Origin of the sequence: Burkholderia sp. MSHR3999 (genome assembly GCF_000833595.1) — a bacterium.
Classification (GTDB): Bacteria; Pseudomonadota; Gammaproteobacteria; order Burkholderiales; family Burkholderiaceae; genus Burkholderia; species Burkholderia ubonensis.
In genome coordinates, this window is record NZ_JRFO01000007.1 from 729420 (window position 1) to 750399 (window position 20980).

Below are 20980 nucleotides of genomic sequence, written 5' to 3' on the forward strand. Positions count from 1 at the left end.
CCATGTACAACCTTCCTGATGATCGCGGCCATTTCGGCCCGTATGGCGGCGTGTTCGTCGCCGAGACGCTGATTCACGCGCTGGACGAGCTGCGCGCGGCGTACAAGAAATTCCAGCACGATCCCGGCTTCGTCGCCGAATTCGAGCGCGAGCTGAAGCACTTCGTCGGCCGTCCGTCGCCGATCTACCACGCGCAGCGCTGGAGCGACACGCTCGGCGGCGCGCAGATCTACCTGAAGCGCGAAGACCTGAACCACACCGGCGCGCACAAGATCAACAACGTGATCGGCCAGGCGCTGCTCGCGAAGCGGATGGGCAAGAAGCGCGTGATCGCCGAGACGGGCGCCGGCCAGCACGGCGTCGCGACCGCGACGATCTGCGCGCGCTTCGGGATGGAGTGCGTCGTCTACATGGGCGCCGAGGACGTGCGCCGCCAGGCCGCGAACGTCTACCGGATGAAGCTGCTCGGCGCTACGGTCGTGCCGGTCGAATCGGGCTCGCGCACGCTGAAGGACGCGCTCAACGAAGCGATGCGCGACTGGGTCACGAACATCGAGAACACGTTCTACATCATCGGCACGGTGGCGGGCCCGCACCCGTACCCGATGATGGTGCGCGACTTCCAGCGCGTGATCGGCGACGAGTGCAAGGTGCAGATGCCCGAGCTCGCGGGCCGGCAGCCGGACGCGGTGATCGCCTGCGTCGGCGGTGGCTCGAACGCGATGGGCATCTTCTATCCGTACATCGACGACGCGTCGGTGCAGCTGATCGGCGTCGAGGCGGCGGGCGACGGGCTCGACACGGGCCATCACGCGGCGTCGCTGATCGCCGGCAGCCCCGGCGTGCTGCACGGCAACCGCACGTACCTGCTGCAGGACGACAACGGCCAGATCATCGAGACGCATTCGGTGTCGGCGGGCCTCGACTATCCGGGCGTCGGCCCCGAGCACGCATGGCTGAAGGACAGCGGCCGCGCGCAGTACGTGCCGATCACCGACGAGGAAGCACTGAAGGCGTTCCACGACTGCTGCCGGATCGAGGGGATCATCCCAGCGCTCGAATCGAGCCACGCGATCGCGTATGGCGTGAAGCTCGCGCCGACGCTGCCGAAGGACAAGATCCTGCTCGTCAACCTGTCGGGCCGCGGCGACAAGGACATGCACACGGTCGCCGAGCGATCGGACATTTCGCTCTGACCCCGACCGATGCGTGACCTGATCGAAGAGCCGGCGGGCGGCGCCGCGAGCGAAGCGCAGGCGGTGCAAGCCGCCGTTGCCGAGCCGCGCGCGCTGCGCGCCGGCATCGAATTGCACAACCGCGATTTCATGACCGAAGCCGCCCGTTTGCCGGACGCGTCGATCGACCTGATCGTCGCCGATCCGCCGTACGGGCTCGGCAAGGACTACGGCAACGACTCGGACAAGCGTTCGGGCGACGACCACCTCGCGTGGACGCGCGCATGGCTGGAGCTGGCGATTCCGAAGCTCAAGCCGAGCGGGTCGATGTACGTGTTCTGCACGTGGCAGTATGCGCCGGAGATCTTCAGCTTCCTGAAGACGAAGCTCACGATGGTCAACGAGATCATCTGGGACCGGCGCGTGCCGAGCATGGGCGGCACGACGCGCCGCTTCACGTCGGTGCACGACAACATCGGCTTTTTCGCGGTGTCGAAAGCGTATTACTTCGATCTCGATCCGGTCCGCATCCCGTACGACGCCGATACGAAGAAGGCCCGCTCGCGCAAGCTGTTCGAAGGCAGCAAGTGGCTGGAGATGGGCTACAACCCGAAGGACGTCTGGTCGGTCTCGCGCCTGCACCGGCAGCACGCGGAGCGCGTCGATCATCCGACCCAGAAGCCGCTGGAAATCATCGAGCGGATGGTGCTCGCGAGCTGCCCGCCGGGCGGCCGCGTGCTCGACCCGTTCATGGGCAGCGGCACGACCGCGGTGGCCTGCGCAAGGCAGGGGCGCGACTTCGTCGGCTACGAGATCAACGAAAGTTATTGCGCGATCGCGCACGAGCGCATTGCCGCGCTCGACGCGCAGGCGTGCGCGTGAGTCGCGCCGCCGTTTCGCCGAACGAATCGAGGAAAATTGCCATGTCCCGTATCCAGCAGACCTTCGCAGCGCTCGCCGAACAAGGCCGCAAGGGCCTGATCCCGTTCATCACCGCGGGCGACCCCGATCCCGCGAAGACCGTCGACTTCATGCACGCGCTCGCCGAAGGCGGCGCGGACGTGATCGAGCTCGGCGTGCCGTTCTCGGACCCGATGGCCGACGGCCCCGTGATCCAGCGCTCGTCGGAGCGCGCGCTCGAACGCGGCGTCACGCTGAAGCGCGTGCTCGCCGACGTGAAGCGCTTTCGCGAGACCAACCAGACGACCCCCGTCGTGCTGATGGGCTATGCGAACCCGATCGAGCGGATGGGCGTCGACGCGTTCGCCGAGCAGGCGCATGCGGCCGGCGTCGACGGCGTGCTCGTCGTCGACTATCCCCCGGAAGAGGCGGGCGTGTTCGCGGAGAAAATGCGCGCCGCGCAGATCGATCCGATCTTCCTGCTCGCGCCGACGTCGACCGACGAGCGCATCGCGGACGTCGGCAAGATCGCGAGCGGCTACGTGTATTACGTGTCGCTCAAGGGCGTGACCGGCGCCGGAAATCTGGATGTTTCGAGCATTGCGGGTAAAATCCCGGCCATCAAGTCGCGTGTGCCGGTTCCGGTGGGCGTCGGCTTCGGCATCCGCGACGCCGAAACGGCGCGCGCGGTGGCCGAAGTGTCGGACGCCGTCGTGATCGGCAGCCGTCTGGTGCAGCTCCTCGAGAGCGCCGCGCCGGAAGGCGCAGTCGCCGCGCTGAAGGCGTTCGTCGCCGAGGTGCGCGCCGCGCTGGACGGCGCGGGCAAGACGGCCGCGTAAATAAACAACCTAGCAACCTAGGAAGGCGGGTCCGGGCGCATGTTGCCCGGCCTGCCACGGAACAGGAAATCAAACGATGAGCTGGCTCGACAAACTGTTGCCGCCGAAGATCAAGCAGACCGACCCGAAAAGCCGCAAGGGCATTCCGGAAGGCCTGTGGGTCAAGTGCCCGTCCTGCGAGGCCGTGCTGTACCGCAACGACGTGGACGCGAACCTGCACGTGTGCCCGAAGTGCGATCACCACATGCGGATCGGCGCGCGCGAGCGCCTTGACGCGCTGCTCGATCCGGAAGGCCGCTACGAGATCGGCCAGGAGATTGTGCCGGTCGACTCGCTGAAGTTCAAGGACAGCCGCAAGTATCCGGATCGTCTGAAGGAAGCGATGGAAGACACCGGCGAGACCGACGCGATGGTCGTGATGGGCGGCGCGATCCACACGCTGCCGGTCGTCGCCGCGTGCTTCGAGTTCTCGTTCATGGGCGGCTCGATGGGCTCGGTGGTCGGCGAGCGCTTCGCGCGCGGCGCGCAGAACGCGCTCGAGCAGCAGGTGCCGTTCATCTGCTTCACCGCTTCGGGCGGCGCGCGGATGCAGGAAAGCCTGCTGTCGCTGATGCAGATGGCGAAGACCACCGCGATGCTGACCAAGCTGGCGGAAGCGAAGCTGCCGTTCATTTCGGTGCTGACCGATCCGACGATGGGCGGCGTGTCGGCGAGCTTCGCGTTCCTCGGCGACGTCGTGATCGCCGAGCCGAAGGCGCTGATCGGCTTCGCCGGCCCGCGCGTGATCGAGCAGACGGTGCGCGAGAAGCTGCCGGAAGGCTTCCAGCGCGCGGAATTCCTGCTGAAGACGGGCGCGATCGACATGATCGTCGACCGTCGCAAGCTGCGCGACGAGATCGCGCAACTGCTCGCGCTGCTGCAGCGCCAGCCGGCCGACGCGCTGGCCTGACCGGCGCCGAGGGTGTGAACCGCGCGCGTCGCCTGGCTCGATCGCCAGGCGGCGCGCTTCGTTTTTTTGCGTAGTGGCGGTACCGATTCAGATTTGATCCGATGAGCACTTTTCCCACTCTCGACGCGTGGCTTTCGCATCTCGAGCGCGCGCACCCGGTCGGCATCGACATGGGCCTCACCCGCATCGGCCAGGTCAAGGCGGCGCTCGGGCTCGAATTCGCGTGCCCGGTGATCACGGTCGGCGGCACCAACGGCAAGGGCTCGACCTGCGCGTTCCTCGAGACGATCCTCGTGCGCGCCGGCTACAAGGTCGGCTGCCACACGTCGCCGCACCTGCTCGCGTTCAACGAGCGGGCGAGGGTGAACGGCGAGACGGTCGCCGACGACGCGCTGCTGCCGCACTTCGAGGCCGTCGAGGCCGCGCGCACGTCGCTGCCGGAGCCGGTGTCGCTCACGTACTTCGAATTCACGACGCTCGCGATCCTGCACCTGTTCGCGTCGCGCGGGCTCGACGCGGTGATCCTCGAAGTCGGCCTCGGCGGCCGGCTCGACGCGGTCAACATCATCGACACCGACTGCGCGATCGTCACCAGCATCGACATCGATCACACCGAATACCTCGGCGATACGCGCGAACAGATCGCGTTCGAGAAAGCGGGAATCTTCCGGCCGGGCAAGCCCGCGATCTGCGGCGATCCGGCCGTGCCGCAAACGCTGATCGACCACGCGGAAGCGATCGGCGCGGACCTGTGGCTCGTCGGCCGCGATTTCCGCTACGAGGCGCAGCCCGGCGCGGAGCGCCAGCAGTGGAGCTACCTCGGCCGCGACAAGCGCTATCCGGCGCTCGCTTACCCGGCGCTGCGCGGCGCGAATCAACTGATCAATGCGTCGGCGGCGCTCGCCGCGCTCGAATCGCTGCGCGCGGTGCTGCCGGTGTCCGCGCAGGACATCCGGCTCGGGCTCGCGAACGTCGAGCTGCCGGGCCGCTTCCAGGTGCTGCCGGGCAAGCCGGCGATCGTGCTCGACGTCGCGCACAATCCGCACGCGGCGGCCGTGCTCGCGCAGAATCTCGGCAACATGGGCTTCTTCCCGTACACGTACGCGGTGTTCGGCGCGATGCACGACAAGGACATCGACGGCGTGCTGCGGCATCTGAAGGGCGAGATCGACCACTGGTGCGTGACGGACCTGCCGCTGCCGCGCGCGGCGAGCGCCGGGCAGCTCGAAGCCGCATTGCGCCATGCGGGCGTCGAGGACGGCCCCGATTCGAGCGTCACGTGCCACGCGTCGCCGGCCGATGCGTTTCGCGATGCACTAAAAAGAGCATCGGAGAATGATAGAATCGTGGTTTTCGGCAGTTTCCATACGGTAGCTGGCGTGATGGCCTATCGTAAATCGCAGCAACACTGACTGACGGGCAGTTTCGGACTCAGCCATTCATGGGAATTTTCTCGTTCGGCAAGAAAGACGACGACGCGCCCACCCGGCGCGGCGGTCGTACCGGGACCTCCCGGAACGTGCGTAGCGAGCGCACAGAACGCGTCGAGCGGCGCTCGCGCCGCACCGAGCGTCCGGAATCGGACGCACTGCTCCTCGATCCGACCCTTCCAGAAAAGCAACGCGCGCGCCGCCGACTCGTCGGCGCGATCGCGCTCGTGGTGGCCGCCGTCATCGTGCTGCCGATGGTGCTTGATTCGCACCCGAAGCCGGTGACCGACGACATCGCGATCGACATTCCCAACCGCCCCGCGCACCATGCGGCCCCGTCGCGCGACGAGGATGCGTCCGACGTGCAGGCAGGCGTCGCGCACGACGAGCCGCCCGCGTCCGAGACGGCCGCCACGGCCATTGCCGGCGCGGCGACGGACGCCGCGAGGGATGCCGCCAAGCCGGCGGCGAAACCCGACACCGCCACGACCACCGCAAGCGTCGCGCCGAAGCCCGCTCCGGCGCCGGCCGCGCCCGCTCAACCGGCCAGGCCGGCAGCGCCGAAGCCCGCGCCCGCGGCCGTTGCGAACGCCGATGACGGCGGCGACGCGGCGACGCCGTCGTCGCCCGCCGGCGCGCGCTTCGCGGTGCAGCTCGGCGCGTTCAAGGACGACGCGACGGCCCGCTCCTGGGCGACCAAGTTGAAATCGGCGGGCGTGCCCGCATATGTCGAGCACCGCAAGCAAGCGGACGGCAGCACGGCTACACTGTTGCGTGCCGGCCCGTTCGCGGATCGCGCGGCGGCGTCCGCGGCGATCGCGAAGGTGCGCGAAGCCGGGCTGACCCAGTAACGCGCGATGCTGACGGCTTTCGACTACGCTGTATTGGCGGTGATCGCGTTGTCCGCGCTGCGCGGTGCGTGGCGCGGCTTCGTTTCGGAGATTTTCGGGCTGATCGGCTGGATCGCGGCGATCGTGATCGCCAGCCGCTACGTCGGGCTCGTGGTGCCGTATATCCCGGCAACCTGGCCGGGCGGCGCGCTGACGCAGTGGGTGCTCGCGTTCGCGCTGCTCGTGATCGGCGTCGTGTTCGTCGCCGGCGTCGCGAACGCGCTGCTGTCGCGGATCGCGCAGGTGACGGGGCTCGGCGGCGTCGACCGGTCGCTCGGCATGATGTTCGGGCTCGTGCGCGGCGGCGTGCTGGTGGTGCTGCTGGTCGCCGCGGCCGGGCTGACCGAGCTGCCCAAACAGGAATTCTGGCGCAATGCGCTTTTGCGTCCGCTGGCCGAAGAGGGCGTGCACGGGCTGAAATCGCTCCTGCCCGACGGCATGGCCCAGTACGTGCGCGTGTGATCACCGCGCGGCTGGGCAGGACGGAACCGTTTTTGTATTCTCAGAAGGACATGCCATGTGCGGCATCGTAGGTGTTATCTCCCAATCCCCGGTCAACCAGCTGATCTATGACAGCCTGCTGCTGCTGCAGCACCGCGGTCAGGATGCGGCAGGCATCGCGACGGCGGACGGCAGCAATTTCCACATGTACAAGGCGAACGGCATGGTGCGCGACGTGTTCCGCACGCGCAACATGCGCAGCCTGCCCGGCACGTACGGCATCGGCCAGGTCCGCTATCCGACCGCCGGTTCCGCGTCGAGCGAGGCGGAGGCGCAGCCGTTCTACGTGAACGCGCCGTTCGGGATCATCCTCGCGCACAACGGCAACCTGACGAACTGGCAGCAGCTCAAGGACGAGATGTTCCGGATCGACCGCCGGCACCTCAACACGAACTCCGACAGCGAGGTGCTGCTCAACGTGTTCGCGCACGAGCTGCAGCTGTCGACGACGGGCCTCGAGCTCGATCCGGCCGCGCTGTTCAAGGCGGTCGCGGGCGTCCATCGCCGCGTGGAGGGCTCGTACGCGATCGTGTCGCTGATCGCCGGCTACGGCCTGCTCGCGTTCCGCGATCCGTTCGGCATCCGTCCGCTCTGCATCGGCAAGCTGGAAACCGAGCACGGCACCGAATGGATGCTCGCGTCGGAATCGGTCGCGGTCGAAGGCATCGGCTTCGAGTTCGTGCGCGACGTGCAGCCGGGCGAGGCGATCTTCATCGACCAGGCCGGCAACTTCCACAGCCAGCAGTGCGCGGATGCGCCGACGCTCAACCCGTGCATGTTCGAATACGTGTATCTCGCGCGTCCGGATTCGTGCCTCGACGGCGTGCCGGTCTACAACGTGCGCCTGCGCATGGGCGACTATCTGGCCGAGAAGATCAAGCGCGAGCTGCCGAACGTGCCGATCGACGTCGTGATGCCGATTCCCGATTCGTCGCGGCCGGCCGCGATGCAGGTCGCCGCGAAGCTCGGCGTCGAGTATCGCGAAGGCTTCTTCAAGAACCGCTACGTCGGCCGCACGTTCATCATGCCGGGCCAGGCGGTGCGCAAGAAGTCGGTGCGCCAGAAGCTCAACGCGATGAGCATCGAGTTCAAGGACAAGCACGTGCTGATCGTCGACGACTCGATCGTGCGCGGCACGACGTCCCACGAAATCGTGCAGATGGCGCGCGACGCGGGCGCGAAGTCGGTGATCTTCGCGTCGGCGGCGCCGCCGGTGAAATTCCCGAACGTCTACGGCATCGACATGCCGACGCGCGGCGAGCTCGTCGCGCACGGCCGCAGCGACGACGAAGTCGCGAAGATCATCGGCGCAGACCACCTGATCTACCAGGACGTCGACGACCTGCGCCGCGCGGTGCACGACATCAACCCGAAGCTCGAGCGCTTCGAGGCGTCGTGCTTCGACGGCAACTACATCACCGGCAACGTGACGCCCGAGTATCTCGATTCGATCGAGCGCGCGCGTCTCGCGCCGGCGTCGCAGGCGGACCGCGACACGAGCGGCGACGGCGCCGCGCGCTCGCAGATGAACCTGCAGCTGTCGGTCGAGTGACGCCGCTGCACGCCGTCGTACAGGCGTGATAGGATGTGGCCTTGCGTCGATTTGATTTCAGCTTGCGGACGCGGGGCTTCATCCCAAAACAGCTAAAGCGAAGGCCGGCGGCAGCCGGCCCGAGTCGACCGCTGTCGTACCGCACGAAGCCCGCTGATGCTGACGCATGGCGGGCTTTTTTGTTTGGTCTGGTCCGTGCGGCGCAGCACGGACATCGAAAACGGAAAACGGAACATGGACGACTCCCTCAACTTCGACACGCTTGCCGTGCGCGCGGGCACGCTGCGCAGCGACTTCAACGAGCACTCGGAAGCGCTGTTCCTCACGTCGAGCTTCTGCTTCAGGAGCGCGGCCGAGGCGGCCGAGCGCTTCGCGAACTCGGAAGACTATTTCACGTATTCGCGCTTCACCAATCCGACCGTGACGATGTTCCAGGACCGCCTCGCGGCGCTCGAGGGCGGCGAGGCGTGCATCGCGACCGCGTCGGGGATGGCCGCGATCATGTCGGTCGTGATGGCCGCGCTGCAGGCGGGCGACCACCTCGTCAGCTCGCGCAGCCTGTTCGGCTCGACGCTCGGGATGTTCTCGCAGATCTTCAGCAAGTTCGGCATCACGACGACCTTCGTCGATCCGACCGACCTGAACGCGTGGCAGGAAGCGGTGCGTCCGGAAACGAAGATGTTCTTCCTCGAGACGCCGTCGAATCCGCTGACCGAGCTCGCCGACATCGAAGCGATCGGCAGGATCGCGAAGGCGGCGAACGCGCTGTTCGTCGTCGACAACTGTTTCTGCAGCCCGGTGCTGCAGCAGCCGCTGAAGCTCGGCGCGGACGTCGTGATGCACTCGGCGACGAAGTTCCTCGACGGCCAGGGCCGCGTGCTCGGCGGCGCGCTGGTCGGCTCGAAGGAATTCATCATGGGCAAGGTGTTCCCGTTCGTGCGCAGCGCGGGGCCGACGCTGTCCGCGTTCAATGCGTGGGTGCTGCTGAAGGGGATGGAGACGCTGTCGCTGCGCGTCGAGCGGCAGTCGGCGAACGCACTGGAGATCGCGCGCTGGCTCGATGCGCATCCGGCCGTCGCGCGCGTGTTCTATCCGGGGCTCGAATCGCATCCGCAGCACGCACTTGCGAAGCGCCAGCAGAAGGCGGGCGGCGCGATCGTATCGTTCGAGCTGAAGGGCGACACGCCCGAGCAGCAGCGTGCGAACGCGTGGCGCGTGATCGACGGCACGAAGCTGATTTCGATCACCGGCAACCTCGGCGACACGCGCACGACGATCACCCATCCGGCCACCACCACGCACGCCCGCATCACGCCGGAAGCGCGTGCGGCGGCGGGGATCACCGAAGGGCTGATCCGGCTCGCGGTCGGTCTCGAAGACGCGACGGACTTGCGCCGCGATCTCGCGCGCGGGCTCGAAGGCTGAGCGTGGCACGCGGCGTGGCGGGCGGTTGACGACGCTTGCCACCCGCGGGACGTGTCAGGCGTGCGCGGCCTGCATGCCGCGCATCGCGTCCACCATCCAGCGCAACGTCTCGTCGAGCGGCGTGACGGGCAGCTCGCCCACCGCGCGCCGCAGCCTGGCGCGCGAGCCGCTCAGGCTCTTCACTTCGTTGTCCCGCACGAAGCGCGGATCGACCGTCACGTCGATCACGTAGCCCGCGATGCGCGACAGCATCGCCAGCACTTCCTTCAGCGAATACGCGCGTTCCGAGCAGACGTTGAACGTCTCGCCGGCCGGCGCCGCCTCGATCAGCCGCAGGTAGGCGGCCGTCACGTCGCGCACGTCCGAGAAATCGCGGCTCACGCCGAGATTGCCGAGCGAGATGCGCGGTTCGTTGCGCGCATAGTGCGCGACGAGCTTCGGCAGCAGGTACGCTTCGCTCTGGCCGACGCCCGTGTAGTTGAACGGGCGCGCGATCACGATCGGCAACCGGTCGCGCCACAGTTTCGCCGCATATTCCATCGCGAGCTTGCTGACCGCGTAGTCGTTCGCGGGCGCGGGCGCGACGGTTTCGTCGAGCACGCCGGGCGTCGCGTTGCCGTAGACGTTCGCACTGCTCGCGAGCAGCACCGCGGACGGGCGGCGGTCGAGGCCCGCGACGGCGGCCAGCAGGTTGCGCGTGCCGACGATGTTGACCTGGTACGTCTGCGCCGGATCGTCCTGCGCGACGTGCGCGCGCGCGGCGAGGTGCACGACCGCGTCGGGCCGCGCATCGGCAACCGCGGCGCGCAGCGCGTCCGCATCGAGCAGGTCGACGCTCAGCAGCGTGCAGTTCGCGAGCGCCGGATCGTCGGGCAGCGGCGCGCCGGGCGCCGTCGTGCCCCACACCTCGTAGCCGGCCGCTTCGAGGCGTTGCGCCATGTAGCGGCCGGTGAAGCCGGTCAGGCCCGTGACGAACGCACGGCGCGACGAGGGTTCAATACGTGTCATGGTGGCGATTGCGCGTCAAATCCGCTTCGACCATCATCTGGCAAAGTTGTTCGAGCGTCGTCTTCGGCGCCCAGCCGAGCTTGGCTTTGGCCTTGTCCGCGCAACCGATCAGCAGGTCGACTTCGGCCGGCCGGTAGAACTTCGGATTCACCTCGACGAGCACGTTGCCCGTCGCCGCGTCGAGGCCGCGCTCCTGCTCGCCCTTGCCGGACCATTCGATCTGGTAGCCGGCGGCCGCGAACGCCATCCGCACGAAGTCGCGCACGGTCTCGGTGCGGTTGGTCGCGAGCACGTAGGTGTCGGGCTCGTCGACCTGCAGCATCCGCCACATCCCTTCGACGTATTCGAGCGCGAAGCCCCAGTCGCGCTTCGCGTCGAGGTTGCCGAGCTCGAGGCGCGTCGCCTTGCCGAGCTTGATCTTCGCGACGGTGTCGGTGATCTTGCGCGTGACGAATTCGCGGCCGCGCAGCGGCGACTCGTGGTTGAACAGGATCCCGCTGCTGCCGAACAGGCCGTACGACTCGCGGTAGTTCACGGTCGTCCAGTGCGCGAACAGCTTCGCGACGCCATACGGGCTGCGCGGGTAGAACGCGGTGGTTTCCGTCTGCGGAATCGCCTGCACCTTGCCGAACATTTCGGACGTCGAAGCCTGGTAGAAGCGCGTCTTCGGCGTGACGACGCGGATCGCCTCGAGCAGGTTCAGCGTGCCGAGGCCGGTCACCTCGGCGGTCGTCGACGGCTGGTCGAACGACACGCCGACGAAGCTCTGCGCGGCCAGGTTGTAGAGCTCGTCCGGCTGCGTGCGTTCGAGCAGGCGCAGGCTCGAGCCGGCGTCGGTCAGGTCGTGCTCGACGAGGGTGAGGTTCGGATGCGTGTCGACGCCGAGCTCGGCGATGCGCCAGAAATTGACCGAGCTGGTGCGGCGATAGGTGCCCGTGACCTGGTAGCCCTTGTCGAGCAGCAGCTTGGTCAGGTAGGCGCCGTCTTGCCCCGTCACCCCGGTAATGATGGCCTTGCGAGTTTGGCTCATGGCGATGTCCTAGTCGAAACGATGGAGAAAATCAGGCGGTGGTGCGCGCCGCCGCCGGCAATGCGCTGCGCACGGGGCCGCGCGTCAGGCGCCGCTCGAAGCCGTACCAGCTCGCGCTCGCATACGCGAGCGTGATCGCGAGCGCGAGCACGGCGGTGAGGTAGCGGTTCAGGTGCAGCGGCCAGAGCGCGTACAGCACGCTCAGGTGGATCAGGTACACGGTGTAGCTGACGGCGCCCACGTAGACGAGCGCGGGGTTCGTCAGCACGCGCTGCACGAGGCCGCGGCCGCGCAGCGCGATCACGACGATCGACGTGCACAGCAGCAGCGAGACGCTGTAGAGCGCCGCGTTCGACAGCGGCGTGTTCGCCGCGCGAAAGCGCGGGAACGACAGGTGCAGCCAGCCGAGGATCGCGAGCGACACGAGCGCGCCGGCGATCGCAAGCGGGTAGAACGGCTCCAGCGCGCGCCGGTCGCGGCGCAGCACGATCGCGAGCAGCGCGCCCGCGGCGAGCAGGTCCATGCGGAACGGCGTCAGGTAGTAGATCGGCCAGAACGAATCGAACCACGGCGTCGCGATCGCGCGCAGCACCGGCGCCGCGACGATCAGCGCGGCCGCGATCCACAGCAGCGCGCGCTCCGAGCACCACAGCACGACGAACGGCCAGAAGATGTAGAACTGCTCCTCGACCGCGAGCGACCACAGCACGTTGAGGCTGTCGTGGCCGATGCTGCCGAGCGACAGCCCGATGTTGGTCGAGAAGAACGCGAACCACGGCCAGTGCGGCAGCCAGCTCGCGCCGAACAGCAGCGTCGACACGACGAGCAGCAGCCCGTACGGCGGCAGGATGCGGCGCACGCGCCGCGCGTAGAAATGGCTGAAGTAGGACTGCCCGCGCGCCTTGCGCTCGAGCAGGATGCCGGTGATCAGCAGCCCGCTCAGCACGAAGAACAGGTCGACGCCCATCCACAGCGGCGCCTTCAGCGCATGCTGCAGGAACACCGCGCCCACGGCGATCGCGCGCAGCCCGTCGAGCTGGACGATGCGGCCGTGGTGCGGCACGGGCGTGTCGGCGGCGCGCCGCGCAATCGATGCGTGAACGTCATTCATGCGATTAGGTGATATATCGAATCGAAATCGATTCTAGGGAAAAGAAATCGGCAAAAAAACGCGCGTCATTGGGTTGATGGAAATCATCCGATTTCCTTTCACGCGCATTGCTTGAACATAACTTCCCGGCCGGGATGCCTGGGCCGGACGCTCCGGCGCGGCATTTTCTACAGCTTCGAGCGCATCGGGCGGTCGTTCTTGCCGCCTCGCCGGGTATTTCGGAATGGGTTCCGGTTCGATATCTCACGCAGAAACATCCCCAAATATTTCCAAATTTCTTGTGATTATTTTTGCTTGTAACCTGCATCGCGACGTTTGAAACCCATTTAGCGATGCGGCATTCGCGCGGCTGCGGCCGCTGTGCCGGATCGCTGAAGCATCGAGTGGAGAAGCGCATTGCAACGTCTGATACTGGCCGCCATCGCGATGGGCGCGGCATGGCTGACGTGGGCCGCGCCGGCCGAAACGGTGCTGCCCGCGACGACGTCCTGGATCGGCAATACGTTCGGCTACGGCGACGGCTCCTGGACGCAGATCGACATCCGCGCGATCGCGGTGACGCCTGACGGCAAGGTGTATACGAACGCGCCGTGGGACGAGAGCGGCGCGGAAGCGAGCGTCTACCAGGACGGCAAGATGCTCGGCTTCGCCGGCGGCACGCACGGCTGGGGCAACCTCGGCGGCAATGCGATCGCGGTGAACGGCAAGTATGCGTACGTCGCGATCGGCGTCGGCAACGAGCGCGGCCACCTCGTGTCGCCCGGCATCTGGCCGGACAAGGGCAAGCAATGGTTCGGCATCTCGCGGCGCGCGCTCGGCGACATGAAGCAGCCCGCGCCGTTTCGCGCCGCACCGCAGGTCGCGGCCGGCGGCCGTGCGGACGCCGGGCGCGCGCGGATGGCCGCGAGCTTCATGATGCTCAACGAGGTGCCGGCCAGCGCGAAGCCGGAAGTGGGCGAGCTGAAGGCGGAAGTCGGCGGTCTCGCGGCCGACGACAAGACGCTGTTCGCGACCAATCCGGCGCATGACGAAGTCGTCGTGTACGACGCCGAGACGATGCAGAAGAAGGGCGCGTGGAACGCGCACGAGCCGGGCCGGATCGCGCTCGCGGCCGACGGCACGGTATGGCTGCTGACCGATACGCTGAACGGGTCCGCGCATCTCGTGCACCTGCGTGCGGACGGCCGCAGGATCGACGACGCGCCCGCGCTGCCGGACAACGCCGACGCGGTCGACGTCGCAGTCGACGCGAAAGGCCGCGTGCTCGTCGCCGACAACGGCCCGCGCCAGCAGGTCCTGATCTTCGCGAAAAGCGACAAGGGCTATGCGCTGTCGGGCACGCTCGGCGAGCGCGGCGGCATCTTCTCGGGCGCGGTGCCCGGCCGGCCGGGGCCGCAGCGCTTCAACGGGCTGACCGGCGTCGGCGTCGATCGCGCCGGCAACATCTACGTCGCGACCAACGGCATCGGGCCGCGCCACGACACGATCGGCGCGGGCCTCGGCGCGACGCTCGAGAGCTACGCGCCGGACGGCAAGCTGCGCTGGCAGGTGCAGGGCCTGCTGTTCGTCGACGGCGCGTGGATGGACCCGGCGCGGCCGAACAGCGTGTACACGGGCAACAAGCGCTTCGAGCTCGACCTGTCGAAGCCGCCCGGCCAGGAGTGGAAGTACGCGGGCTTCCTGTCGAACCGCTTCAAGTATCCGGACGATCCGGTGTTCCACACCGACCAGTGGCCGGGCACGCCGATGGCGCGCCGGCTCGACGGCCGCACGTTCCTGTACCTGACCGACATGTACGCGGACCACCTGAAGATCTACCGCTTCGATCCGAAGCGCGACGGCGAGGTCGCGATTCCGTCGGGCCTGATCGCGGGCCGCGCGCGGCCGGTCGACAAGGTGCCGAACAAGCCGCCGGGCGGCGACTGGATGTGGCGCGACGCGAACGGCAACGGCCGCCTCGACGCCGACGAGTTCGACATCAACACGACCGGCAAGGCGAAGGCGGGCGGCTGGGGCTGGTGGGTCGACACGAAGGGCGACATCTGGCGCACGAGCGACGCGCGCGGCATCCACCGGTTCCGCTACGGCGGTGTCGACAAGGCCGGTAACCCGGTCTACGCGTACGACAAGGTCACGACCTATCCGATGCCGCAGCCGTTCACGCAGCTGCGCCGCGCGATCTACGAGCCGCAGACCGACACGCTGTACGTGACCGGCTACACGCCCGACGCGCCGCCACAGCCCGGCATCAACAAGGAAGTCGGCCGCGTGCTGATCCGCTTCGACAAGTGGTCGACCGGCGCACCGGTCGCGCGCTACACGGTCGCGCTGCCGTGGCAGCCGGACGCGAAGCCGATCCTGACGCTGGCCAGCATCACGGTCGAGGGCCGCTACATCTTCGCGGTGGAGCCGGTCGGCAAGATCCACGTGTACGACAAGGAATCCGGCAAGGAAATCGGCGTGATGAATCCGGGGCCGGAGGTAGGCAAGGCGTCCGGCTGGGTGGATGTGCCGTTCGGTATCAGCGCGTCGAAGCGCGAGAACGGCGAGTATCTCGTGTTCGTCGAGGAAGACGCACGCGGCAAGGTGCTGATGTATCGCTGGAAACCGTGACGGACGGGAGCATGGACAAAGGCATTCTCAAGAACGTTTCGATCAATTTCATCGGGCTGATCCTGCCGACCTTCGTGTCGCTGGTCACGGTGCCCGCGTACATCCACGCGCTCGGCGTCGAGCGCTACGGCGTCGTCAGCCTCGTGTGGACGCTGATCGGCTATTTCGGGATCCTCGATCTCGGGATGAGCATGGCCGCGCAGAACCACATCTCGAAGGCGCTCGCGAGCGGCGACGCCGCCGAAAGCGCGCGCGTGTTCTGGAGCGCGTTCTGGCTGAACCTCGGCACCGGCATCGCGGGCGGGCTGCTGATCTACTTCGGCGCGTTCGTCTACACCGCGTATTTCACGAAGGTGTCGGCCGCGATGCAGCACGAGGTGTATCTCGCGCTGCCGTGGCTCGCGCTCGCGATTCCGCTCGCGAACGTGTCGTGGGTGTTCGCCGGCGCGATCAACGGCGCCGAGCGCTTCGGCGTGTTCAACACGAACCAGACGATCGGCACGTTCCTGTTCCAGCTGCTGCCGCTCGGCGCCGCGTGGTGGATCGCGCCGAACCTGCAGACGGTGCTCGCCGCGGCGGTCGTGGCGCGCCTGATCGCGGCGGTGATGCTCGGCCACGCGAGCATCAAGGTGCTCGGCATCCGCCGCATCGACCCGCCGCAATGGGGCACCGCGAAAGGGCTGTTCAACTTCGGCGGCTGGATGCTGATCGCGAGCACGACCAGCATGATCGCCGACACGCTCGACCGCGTGATGCTCGGCGCGGGCATGGGCGCGAAGTTCGTCACCTACTACACGGTGCCGCAGAACCTCGTCACGCGCCTGAACATGCTGCCGAACGCGCTCGTGCGCACGCTGTTCCCGCGCCTGTCGGCGCTCGGCCGCGACCACGCGGATGCGCTCGCGCGCCAGTCGCTCGAATTCCTGAACGGCGTGTTCACGCCGGTCGCCGTCGTCGCGATCTTCGCGCTCGGGCCGTTCCTGGCGCTGTGGGTCGGCGCCGATCTCGCCGCGCATTCGGCGCCGGTCGGGCGCGTGCTGGTGATCAGCGTGTGGCTCGTCGGGCAGGCGAGCGTCACGCGCATCCTGATCCAGTCGCAGGTCAATCCGTCCCGCGCGGCGTTTGCCGGCCTCGTCCAGATGCCGTTCTTCGTCGGCGGGCTGTGGCTCGGCATCCACTATTTCGGGCTGATCGGCGCGGCGGTCGTCGTCGCCGCGCGCGCGCGCTCGTCGATTACGGCGTGCTGCTCTACCTGTCGGCGATCCGGATGCGGGCGATCGTGCTCGACATGGCCGCGCATCTCGCGTTCCTGCTCGCGAGCCTCTATCTCGCGCACGCATGGCCGGGGCTCGTCGAATCGATCGTCATCTGCGCGGTCGTGCTGGCGCTGAACGTCGCGTGGTCGCTCACGATGACGCCGGGGCTGCGCACGCTGGCCCGCGGCCTGATCGTCCGTCTCAATGCGAGGAAAACAGTATGAATCGCGATCTGGCGGAACACGCCATCCTGAACGCGGCCACGGCCGAAGCGTCGGTGACGGCCGACGCCGTCGCGCCGCGCCAGGCCGCGCCCCGCGAAGCCGCGCGCGCGCGCCATCCGGCCCGGGCGCTGCGCGTCGCGATCGTCCACGATTGGCTCGTCACGTACGCGGGCGCCGAACGCGTGCTCGAACAGCTGATCGCGTGCTTTCCCGACGCGGACCTGTTCAGCCTCGTCGATTTTCTCGACGACCGCACGTTCGTGCGCGGCAAGCCGGTCACGACGTCGTTCATCCAGAAGCTGCCGTTCGCGCGCACCAAGTACCGCAGCTACCTGCCGCTGATGCCGCTCGCGATCGAGCAGCTCGACGTGTCGGGCTACGACCTCGTGATCTCAAGCAGCCATGCGGTCGCGAAGGGCGTGCTGACCGGGCCCGACCAGGTGCACATCAGCTACGTGCATTCGCCGATCCGCTATGCGTGGGACCTGCAGCACCAGTACCTCGAGCAGTCGAACCTCACGCACGGGCCGAAATCGCTGCTCGCGCGGATGATCCTGCATTACATCCGCAACTGGGACACGCGCACCGCGAACGCGGTCGACGGCTTCGTCGCCAACTCCGCGTTCATCGCGCGGCGCATCAGGAAGGTGTACCAGCGCGACGCGGCGGTGATCTTCCCGCCGGTCGACGTCGACGCGTTCTCGTTGAACGCGGCCAAGGAGGATTTCTACCTGACCGCGTCGCGGATGGTGCCGTACAAGAAGATCGACCTGATCGTCGAGGCGTTCGCGAAGATGCCGGACCGCAAGCTGGTCGTGATCGGCGACGGGCCGGAGATGCAGAAGGTCCGCGCGAAGGCCGGGCCGAACGTCGAGATAATGGGCTACCAGCCGTTCGCGGTGCTGCACGACCGGATGCGGCGCGCGAAGGCGTTCGTGTTCGCGGCCGAGGAGGATTTCGGCATCTCGGTGGTCGAGGCGCAGGCGTGCGGCACGCCCGTGATCGCGTACGGCAAGGGCGGCGCGCTCGAAACCGTGCTCGACCCGCAGTCGGGCGCGCGGCCGACCGGCCTCTTCTTCGACGAGCAGACCGCGCGCGCGATCGTGTCGGCGGTCGACGATTTCGAACGCGCGCCGCAGCGCTTCACGCCGCAGGCGTGCCGCGCGAACGCGGAGCGGTTTTCCGCCGACACGTTCCGGCGGCGCTTTCTCGACTACGTCGAGGCCGCGCTGCCCGGCGCGACCGCGCAGCAGGGCGCCGGGGTCGCGCAGATGTCTGCGCCGCCGCCCGCCGCGCGCGGCCCGGCGACGCTGGTGCTCGACCAGAGCGGCGTGCTGGGCGGCGCCGAGCTGTCGCTGCTCGAGATCATGAAGCACATGCGCGCGAACGCCGACGTGCTGCTGTTCGCCGACGGGCCGTTTCGCGCGGCGCTCGACGAGATCGGCGCGCGCGTCGACGTCGTCGAGCAGGGCGCGCTCGCGGGCGTACGCAAGCAGGGCGGCGTGTCGGCCGGCGCGGTGAAGCAGCTGCTGCGGCTCGTGCGCGACGTCGCGCGCCGCGCGCGCCGCGCCGAGGTGATCTACGCGAACACGCAGCGCGCGATGGTGGTCGCCGCGCTGGCCGGGCGGCTCGCGCGCAAGCCGGTGGTCTGGCATCTGCGCGACATCGTCAGCGACGATCATTTCGGCCGCAAGCAGCTGCTCGCGATCAAGGTTTGCGCGCGGCTCGGCGTGACGCGGGTGATCGCGAACTCCGACGCGTCCGCGCAGGCATTCCGCGCGCTGACCGGCTTCACGCCGCAGCACGTCGACGTCGTGTTCAACGGCATCTCCGCCGAGCCGTTCGACGCGCTGGCCGGCGTCAGCCAGGCCGCGCTGCGCGCGCGCTTCGGGCTGCCCGAGCACGCGTGGCTGGTCGGCTCGTTCAGCCGGCTCGCGCGCTGGAAAGGCCAGCACCTGCTGCTGGAAGCCGCCGCCGGCCATCCGGACATGCACGTCGTGCTGGTCGGCGCGCCGCTGTTCGGCGAGGACGACTACGCGGTGCAACTGCACGAAACCGTCGCGCGGCACGGGATGGACGACCGCGTGCACTTCCTCGGCTTCCAGCGCGACGTGGCCGCGTGCATGAAGGCGGTCGACGTCGTCGCGCACACGTCGATCACGCCCGAGCCGTTCGGGCGCGTGATCGTCGAAGGGATGCTCGCGAAGCGGCCGGTCGTCGCGGCGCGTGCGGGCGGCGTCGTCGAGATCATCGAGCACGACGACAACGGCCTGCTGTGCGAGCCGGGCGACGCCCGCGCGCTGGGCGACGCGCTGGCCGCGCTGCAGTCGGATCGCGCGCTGCGCGAGCGCCTCGTCGCGAGCGGTTACGTGACGGCGCTGCGCCGCTTCGGTACGAAGACCTACGTGGAACGCGTCGAGAAGATCCTCGCGGATACCGCGCGGGCGGCGAAGAAGTAGCGGTAGCGCGTCGCACGCGGGGGCCGGCGTTCGGCCCCGGCGGCAAGCAGCGGGATGAATCGGCGGGATGAATCGGCCCCCGCGCGGCGATGCGCTGCGCGGGGGCTTTGCTCGTGTGAGGGTGTGCCGAAGGGCGCCGCCGCGGCGATTCGGCCCGGGCGCGCCAGCGGCCATGCAAAAGCCCCCGCGCAGCGACGTGCCGCGCGGGGGCCTGCTTGCGACCGGCAATGGTCAGGCGATCAGGCGGCCCGTTCGGGCGCCGGCGCGACGACCCGCGCGCCGCGCGACGGCTTGAGGCTTGCCGACCACGTCATCGCGGGCCGTTCGAACAGCCGGTAGAACAGGTAGGCGACCGGAATCGCGAGCGCCATGAACGCGAACGACGGCCAGATCGACAACTGCAGTTCGGAACGATAGAGCACCGAGCCGAGGCAAACGAACAGCGGCAGGTGGATCAGGTACAGCGAATAGCTGAAATCGCCGAACCAGCCGAGCATGCGCAGCGGCGGCGTGGTGCGCGGCGGCCGGGCGAGCGCGCGGTACAGGAAGCACGCGAAGCCGGCCGCCCATAGCTGGAACGCGCCGTACTGGCCGTAGCGGAACGCGGCGCAGCCGGCCGCGAGCAGCACCGCGGCAGCCGCGTACCACGCGCGCGACGGCGCGGCGGCCCCGTTCTTCTGCTGCGCACGCACGTCCGCGATCCACGCGCCGATCGTCCACGACAGCCAGTACGACGTGAAGAACTGCAGGTCGTGCCGTTCGAGCAGCCAGGCCGACGCGACGTTGACGAGCGCGATGCCGGCCACGACGGCCGGCATGCCGATGCGCCGCCGGATCGCGAACAGCAGCGGATAGATCGCGTAGAACTGCACTTCGAGCGACAGCGTCCACAGCGCGCCGTTCGAGCCGTACGTGTAGCCGGCGACGCCCTGCAGCGAGAACAGGTTCACGAGGAACGCGCTCAGGCCGACGTCGCGGATCTTGTGGCTGACGGGCTCGATCTGCAGGCTGATCGCGTCGAGCGCGAGCGTGAACAGCAGCGCGGCGAGCAGCACCGGATAGATGCGCGCGAAGCGGCGCGCCCAGAAATTCGGCGCGTTCAGCCGGTAGGCGGGATCGGCGGCGAGCTTGAGCGCCGCGTTGCGGTGGATGCAGTAGCCGCTGATCACGAAGAAGATCGGCACGCCGGCCGAGCCCCACGCGAACGGAAACGTCAGGTAGCCGACGATCACGCCCGGGTCGAGCGCATGGCCGTAAGCGCGATGGAAGCTTTGCATCCCGACCCAGACGACCTGCCGGCAGTGGAAATAGGCGACGAGCAGCGCCGCGAAGCCGCGCATCGCGTCGATCACGTGCTCCTTGTGATCGGCGGCGGGCGGCGCATTCAAAGTCGATCCGCTGAATGCTTGCATGCGATTCGGTTCCTTGCGACGGATGAAGGGGAAGTTTCGCACCATCGTAATCCGCAAGAATTCGCGCAATGAATAAAAAAATCTCGTCGTGGAATAATCGCATTCCGGATTGCGGTTTTATATGGGGACGATATCGGTTTCAGTGCGCGGCCAATTATTTGTCGATTTTTTTCTGATAGCTTGAAGCTCCAGTTGATAGACGCAAG

At 68.0% G+C, this 20980-nt stretch carries 15 protein-coding genes and 1 pseudogene; 12 read left to right on the plus strand and 4 right to left on the minus strand.

Features of this window, described 5'->3' with window-relative positions; genetic code table 11:
- The first annotated feature begins 2 nt into the window (after window positions 1-2).
- The 9 genes from trpB (at window position 3) to KY49_RS26790 (ending at window position 9661) form a co-directional block, all read left to right on the plus strand.
- Window positions 3-1196, plus strand: coding sequence for a tryptophan synthase subunit beta (gene trpB, locus KY49_RS26750; protein ID WP_042587438.1), 1194 nt, complete (start codon window positions 3-5; stop codon window positions 1194-1196).
- Between the two features lie 9 nt (window positions 1197-1205).
- Window positions 1206-2057: a DNA-methyltransferase gene (locus tag KY49_RS26755; RefSeq protein WP_042587439.1), complete on the plus strand. Its 852-nt coding sequence runs from the start codon at window positions 1206-1208 to the stop codon at window positions 2055-2057.
- A gap of 41 nt (window positions 2058-2098) precedes the next feature.
- Entirely contained in the window at window positions 2099-2914 is an 816-nt protein-coding gene (gene trpA / locus KY49_RS26760) for a tryptophan synthase subunit alpha (protein WP_042587440.1), read from the plus strand.
- A 76-nt stretch (window positions 2915-2990) separates the two neighbouring features.
- Window positions 2991-3863 carry an acetyl-CoA carboxylase, carboxyltransferase subunit beta gene (gene accD, locus KY49_RS26765; RefSeq protein WP_010089191.1) on the plus strand — a complete coding sequence of 291 codons (873 nt, stop codon included), beginning with the start codon at window positions 2991-2993 and terminating at the stop codon, window positions 3861-3863.
- 101 nt (window positions 3864-3964) lie between these two features.
- Entirely contained in the window at window positions 3965-5275 is a 1311-nt protein-coding gene (gene folC, locus KY49_RS26770; RefSeq protein ID WP_042587441.1) for a bifunctional tetrahydrofolate synthase/dihydrofolate synthase, read from the plus strand.
- A gap of 29 nt (window positions 5276-5304) precedes the next feature.
- Window positions 5305-6144 (plus strand): SPOR domain-containing protein, encoded by an 840-nt coding sequence (locus KY49_RS26775; protein ID WP_042587442.1) that lies wholly within the window; start codon window positions 5305-5307, stop codon window positions 6142-6144.
- 6 nt (window positions 6145-6150) lie between these two features.
- Complete coding sequence (locus KY49_RS26780) at window positions 6151-6645, plus strand: CvpA family protein (protein WP_010089195.1); 495 nt, start codon at window positions 6151-6153, stop codon at window positions 6643-6645.
- A 55-nt stretch (window positions 6646-6700) separates the two neighbouring features.
- On the plus strand, window positions 6701-8236 hold the full coding sequence (purF, locus tag KY49_RS26785) for an amidophosphoribosyltransferase (RefSeq protein ID WP_010089196.1): 1536 nt from the start codon (window positions 6701-6703) through the stop codon (window positions 8234-8236).
- A 234-nt stretch (window positions 8237-8470) separates the two neighbouring features.
- Window positions 8471-9661: an O-succinylhomoserine sulfhydrylase gene (locus KY49_RS26790; RefSeq protein WP_042587443.1), complete on the plus strand. Its 1191-nt coding sequence runs from the start codon at window positions 8471-8473 to the stop codon at window positions 9659-9661.
- A gap of 54 nt (window positions 9662-9715) precedes the next feature.
- Here the strand turns inward: KY49_RS26790 and KY49_RS26795 are convergent, their stop codons facing one another.
- The 3 genes from KY49_RS26795 to KY49_RS26805 are packed head-to-tail and all read right to left on the minus strand — an operon-like array spanning window position 9716 to window position 12810.
- Window positions 9716-10669 carry an NAD-dependent epimerase/dehydratase family protein gene (locus KY49_RS26795; RefSeq protein ID WP_042587444.1) on the minus strand — a complete coding sequence of 318 codons (954 nt, stop codon included), beginning with the start codon at window positions 10667-10669 and terminating at the stop codon, window positions 9716-9718.
- Window positions 10656-11699, minus strand: coding sequence for a GDP-mannose 4,6-dehydratase (gmd, locus tag KY49_RS26800; protein WP_042587445.1), 1044 nt, complete (start codon window positions 11697-11699; stop codon window positions 10656-10658). Before gmd ends, KY49_RS26795 begins: the two co-directional genes overlap by 14 nt.
- 31 nt (window positions 11700-11730) lie before the next feature.
- The gene (locus KY49_RS26805; protein ID WP_042587446.1) at window positions 11731-12810 is read right to left on the minus strand and encodes an acyltransferase family protein; all 1080 of its coding nucleotides are present in this window, start codon (window positions 12808-12810) and stop codon (window positions 11731-11733) included.
- Between the two features lie 426 nt (window positions 12811-13236).
- Here KY49_RS26805 and KY49_RS26810 point away from each other — a divergent pair, with 426 nt between their 5' ends.
- The 3 genes and pseudogenes from KY49_RS26810 (at window position 13237) to KY49_RS26820 (ending at window position 19362) form a co-directional block, all read left to right on the plus strand.
- The gene (locus tag KY49_RS26810; RefSeq protein WP_042587447.1) at window positions 13237-15423 is read left to right on the plus strand and encodes a hypothetical protein; all 2187 of its coding nucleotides are present in this window, start codon (window positions 13237-13239) and stop codon (window positions 15421-15423) included.
- Between the two features lie 11 nt (window positions 15424-15434).
- Window positions 15435-16903, plus strand: a pseudogene (locus KY49_RS26815) (oligosaccharide flippase family protein).
- Window positions 16900-19362, plus strand: coding sequence for a glycosyltransferase family 4 protein (locus KY49_RS26820; protein WP_042587448.1), 2463 nt, complete (start codon window positions 16900-16902; stop codon window positions 19360-19362). The pseudogene KY49_RS26815 and the gene KY49_RS26820 overlap by 4 nt, the downstream one beginning before the upstream one ends.
- 239 nt (window positions 19363-19601) lie before the next feature.
- Here the strand turns inward: KY49_RS26820 and KY49_RS26825 are convergent, their stop codons facing one another.
- On the minus strand, window positions 19602-20774 hold the full coding sequence (locus tag KY49_RS26825) for an acyltransferase family protein (protein WP_042588756.1): 1173 nt from the start codon (window positions 20772-20774) through the stop codon (window positions 19602-19604).
- Between the last annotated feature and the right edge of the window lie 206 nt (window positions 20775-20980).

Bases quoted from the DNA above. Each gene is read 5' to 3' on its own strand.
- KY49_RS26775 (WP_042587442.1), top strand. From the start codon at position 5,305: ATGGGAATTTTCTCGTTCGGCAAGAAAGACGACGACGCGCCCACCCGG.
- KY49_RS26805 (WP_042587446.1), bottom strand. From the start codon at position 12,810: ATGAATGACGTTCACGCATCGATTGCGCGGCGCGCCGCCGACACGCCC.
- KY49_RS26790 (WP_042587443.1), top strand. From the start codon at position 8,471: ATGGACGACTCCCTCAACTTCGACACGCTTGCCGTGCGCGCGGGCACG.
- KY49_RS26795 (WP_042587444.1), bottom strand. From the start codon at position 10,669: ATGACACGTATTGAACCCTCGTCGCGCCGTGCGTTCGTCACGGGCCTG.
- KY49_RS26825 (WP_042588756.1), bottom strand. From the start codon at position 20,774: ATGCAAGCATTCAGCGGATCGACTTTGAATGCGCCGCCCGCCGCCGAT.
- purF (WP_010089196.1), top strand. From the start codon at position 6,701: ATGTGCGGCATCGTAGGTGTTATCTCCCAATCCCCGGTCAACCAGCTG.
- gmd (WP_042587445.1), bottom strand. From the start codon at position 11,699: ATGAGCCAAACTCGCAAGGCCATCATTACCGGGGTGACGGGGCAAGAC.
- folC (WP_042587441.1), top strand. From the start codon at position 3,965: ATGAGCACTTTTCCCACTCTCGACGCGTGGCTTTCGCATCTCGAGCGC.
- KY49_RS26820 (WP_042587448.1), top strand. From the start codon at position 16,900: ATGAATCGCGATCTGGCGGAACACGCCATCCTGAACGCGGCCACGGCC.
- accD (WP_010089191.1), top strand. From the start codon at position 2,991: ATGAGCTGGCTCGACAAACTGTTGCCGCCGAAGATCAAGCAGACCGAC.
- trpA (WP_042587440.1), top strand. From the start codon at position 2,099: ATGTCCCGTATCCAGCAGACCTTCGCAGCGCTCGCCGAACAAGGCCGC.
- trpB (WP_042587438.1), top strand. From the start codon at position 3: ATGTACAACCTTCCTGATGATCGCGGCCATTTCGGCCCGTATGGCGGC.
- KY49_RS26810 (WP_042587447.1), top strand. From the start codon at position 13,237: ATGGGCGCGGCATGGCTGACGTGGGCCGCGCCGGCCGAAACGGTGCTG.
- KY49_RS26780 (WP_010089195.1), top strand. From the start codon at position 6,151: ATGCTGACGGCTTTCGACTACGCTGTATTGGCGGTGATCGCGTTGTCC.
- KY49_RS26755 (WP_042587439.1), top strand. From the start codon at position 1,206: ATGCGTGACCTGATCGAAGAGCCGGCGGGCGGCGCCGCGAGCGAAGCG.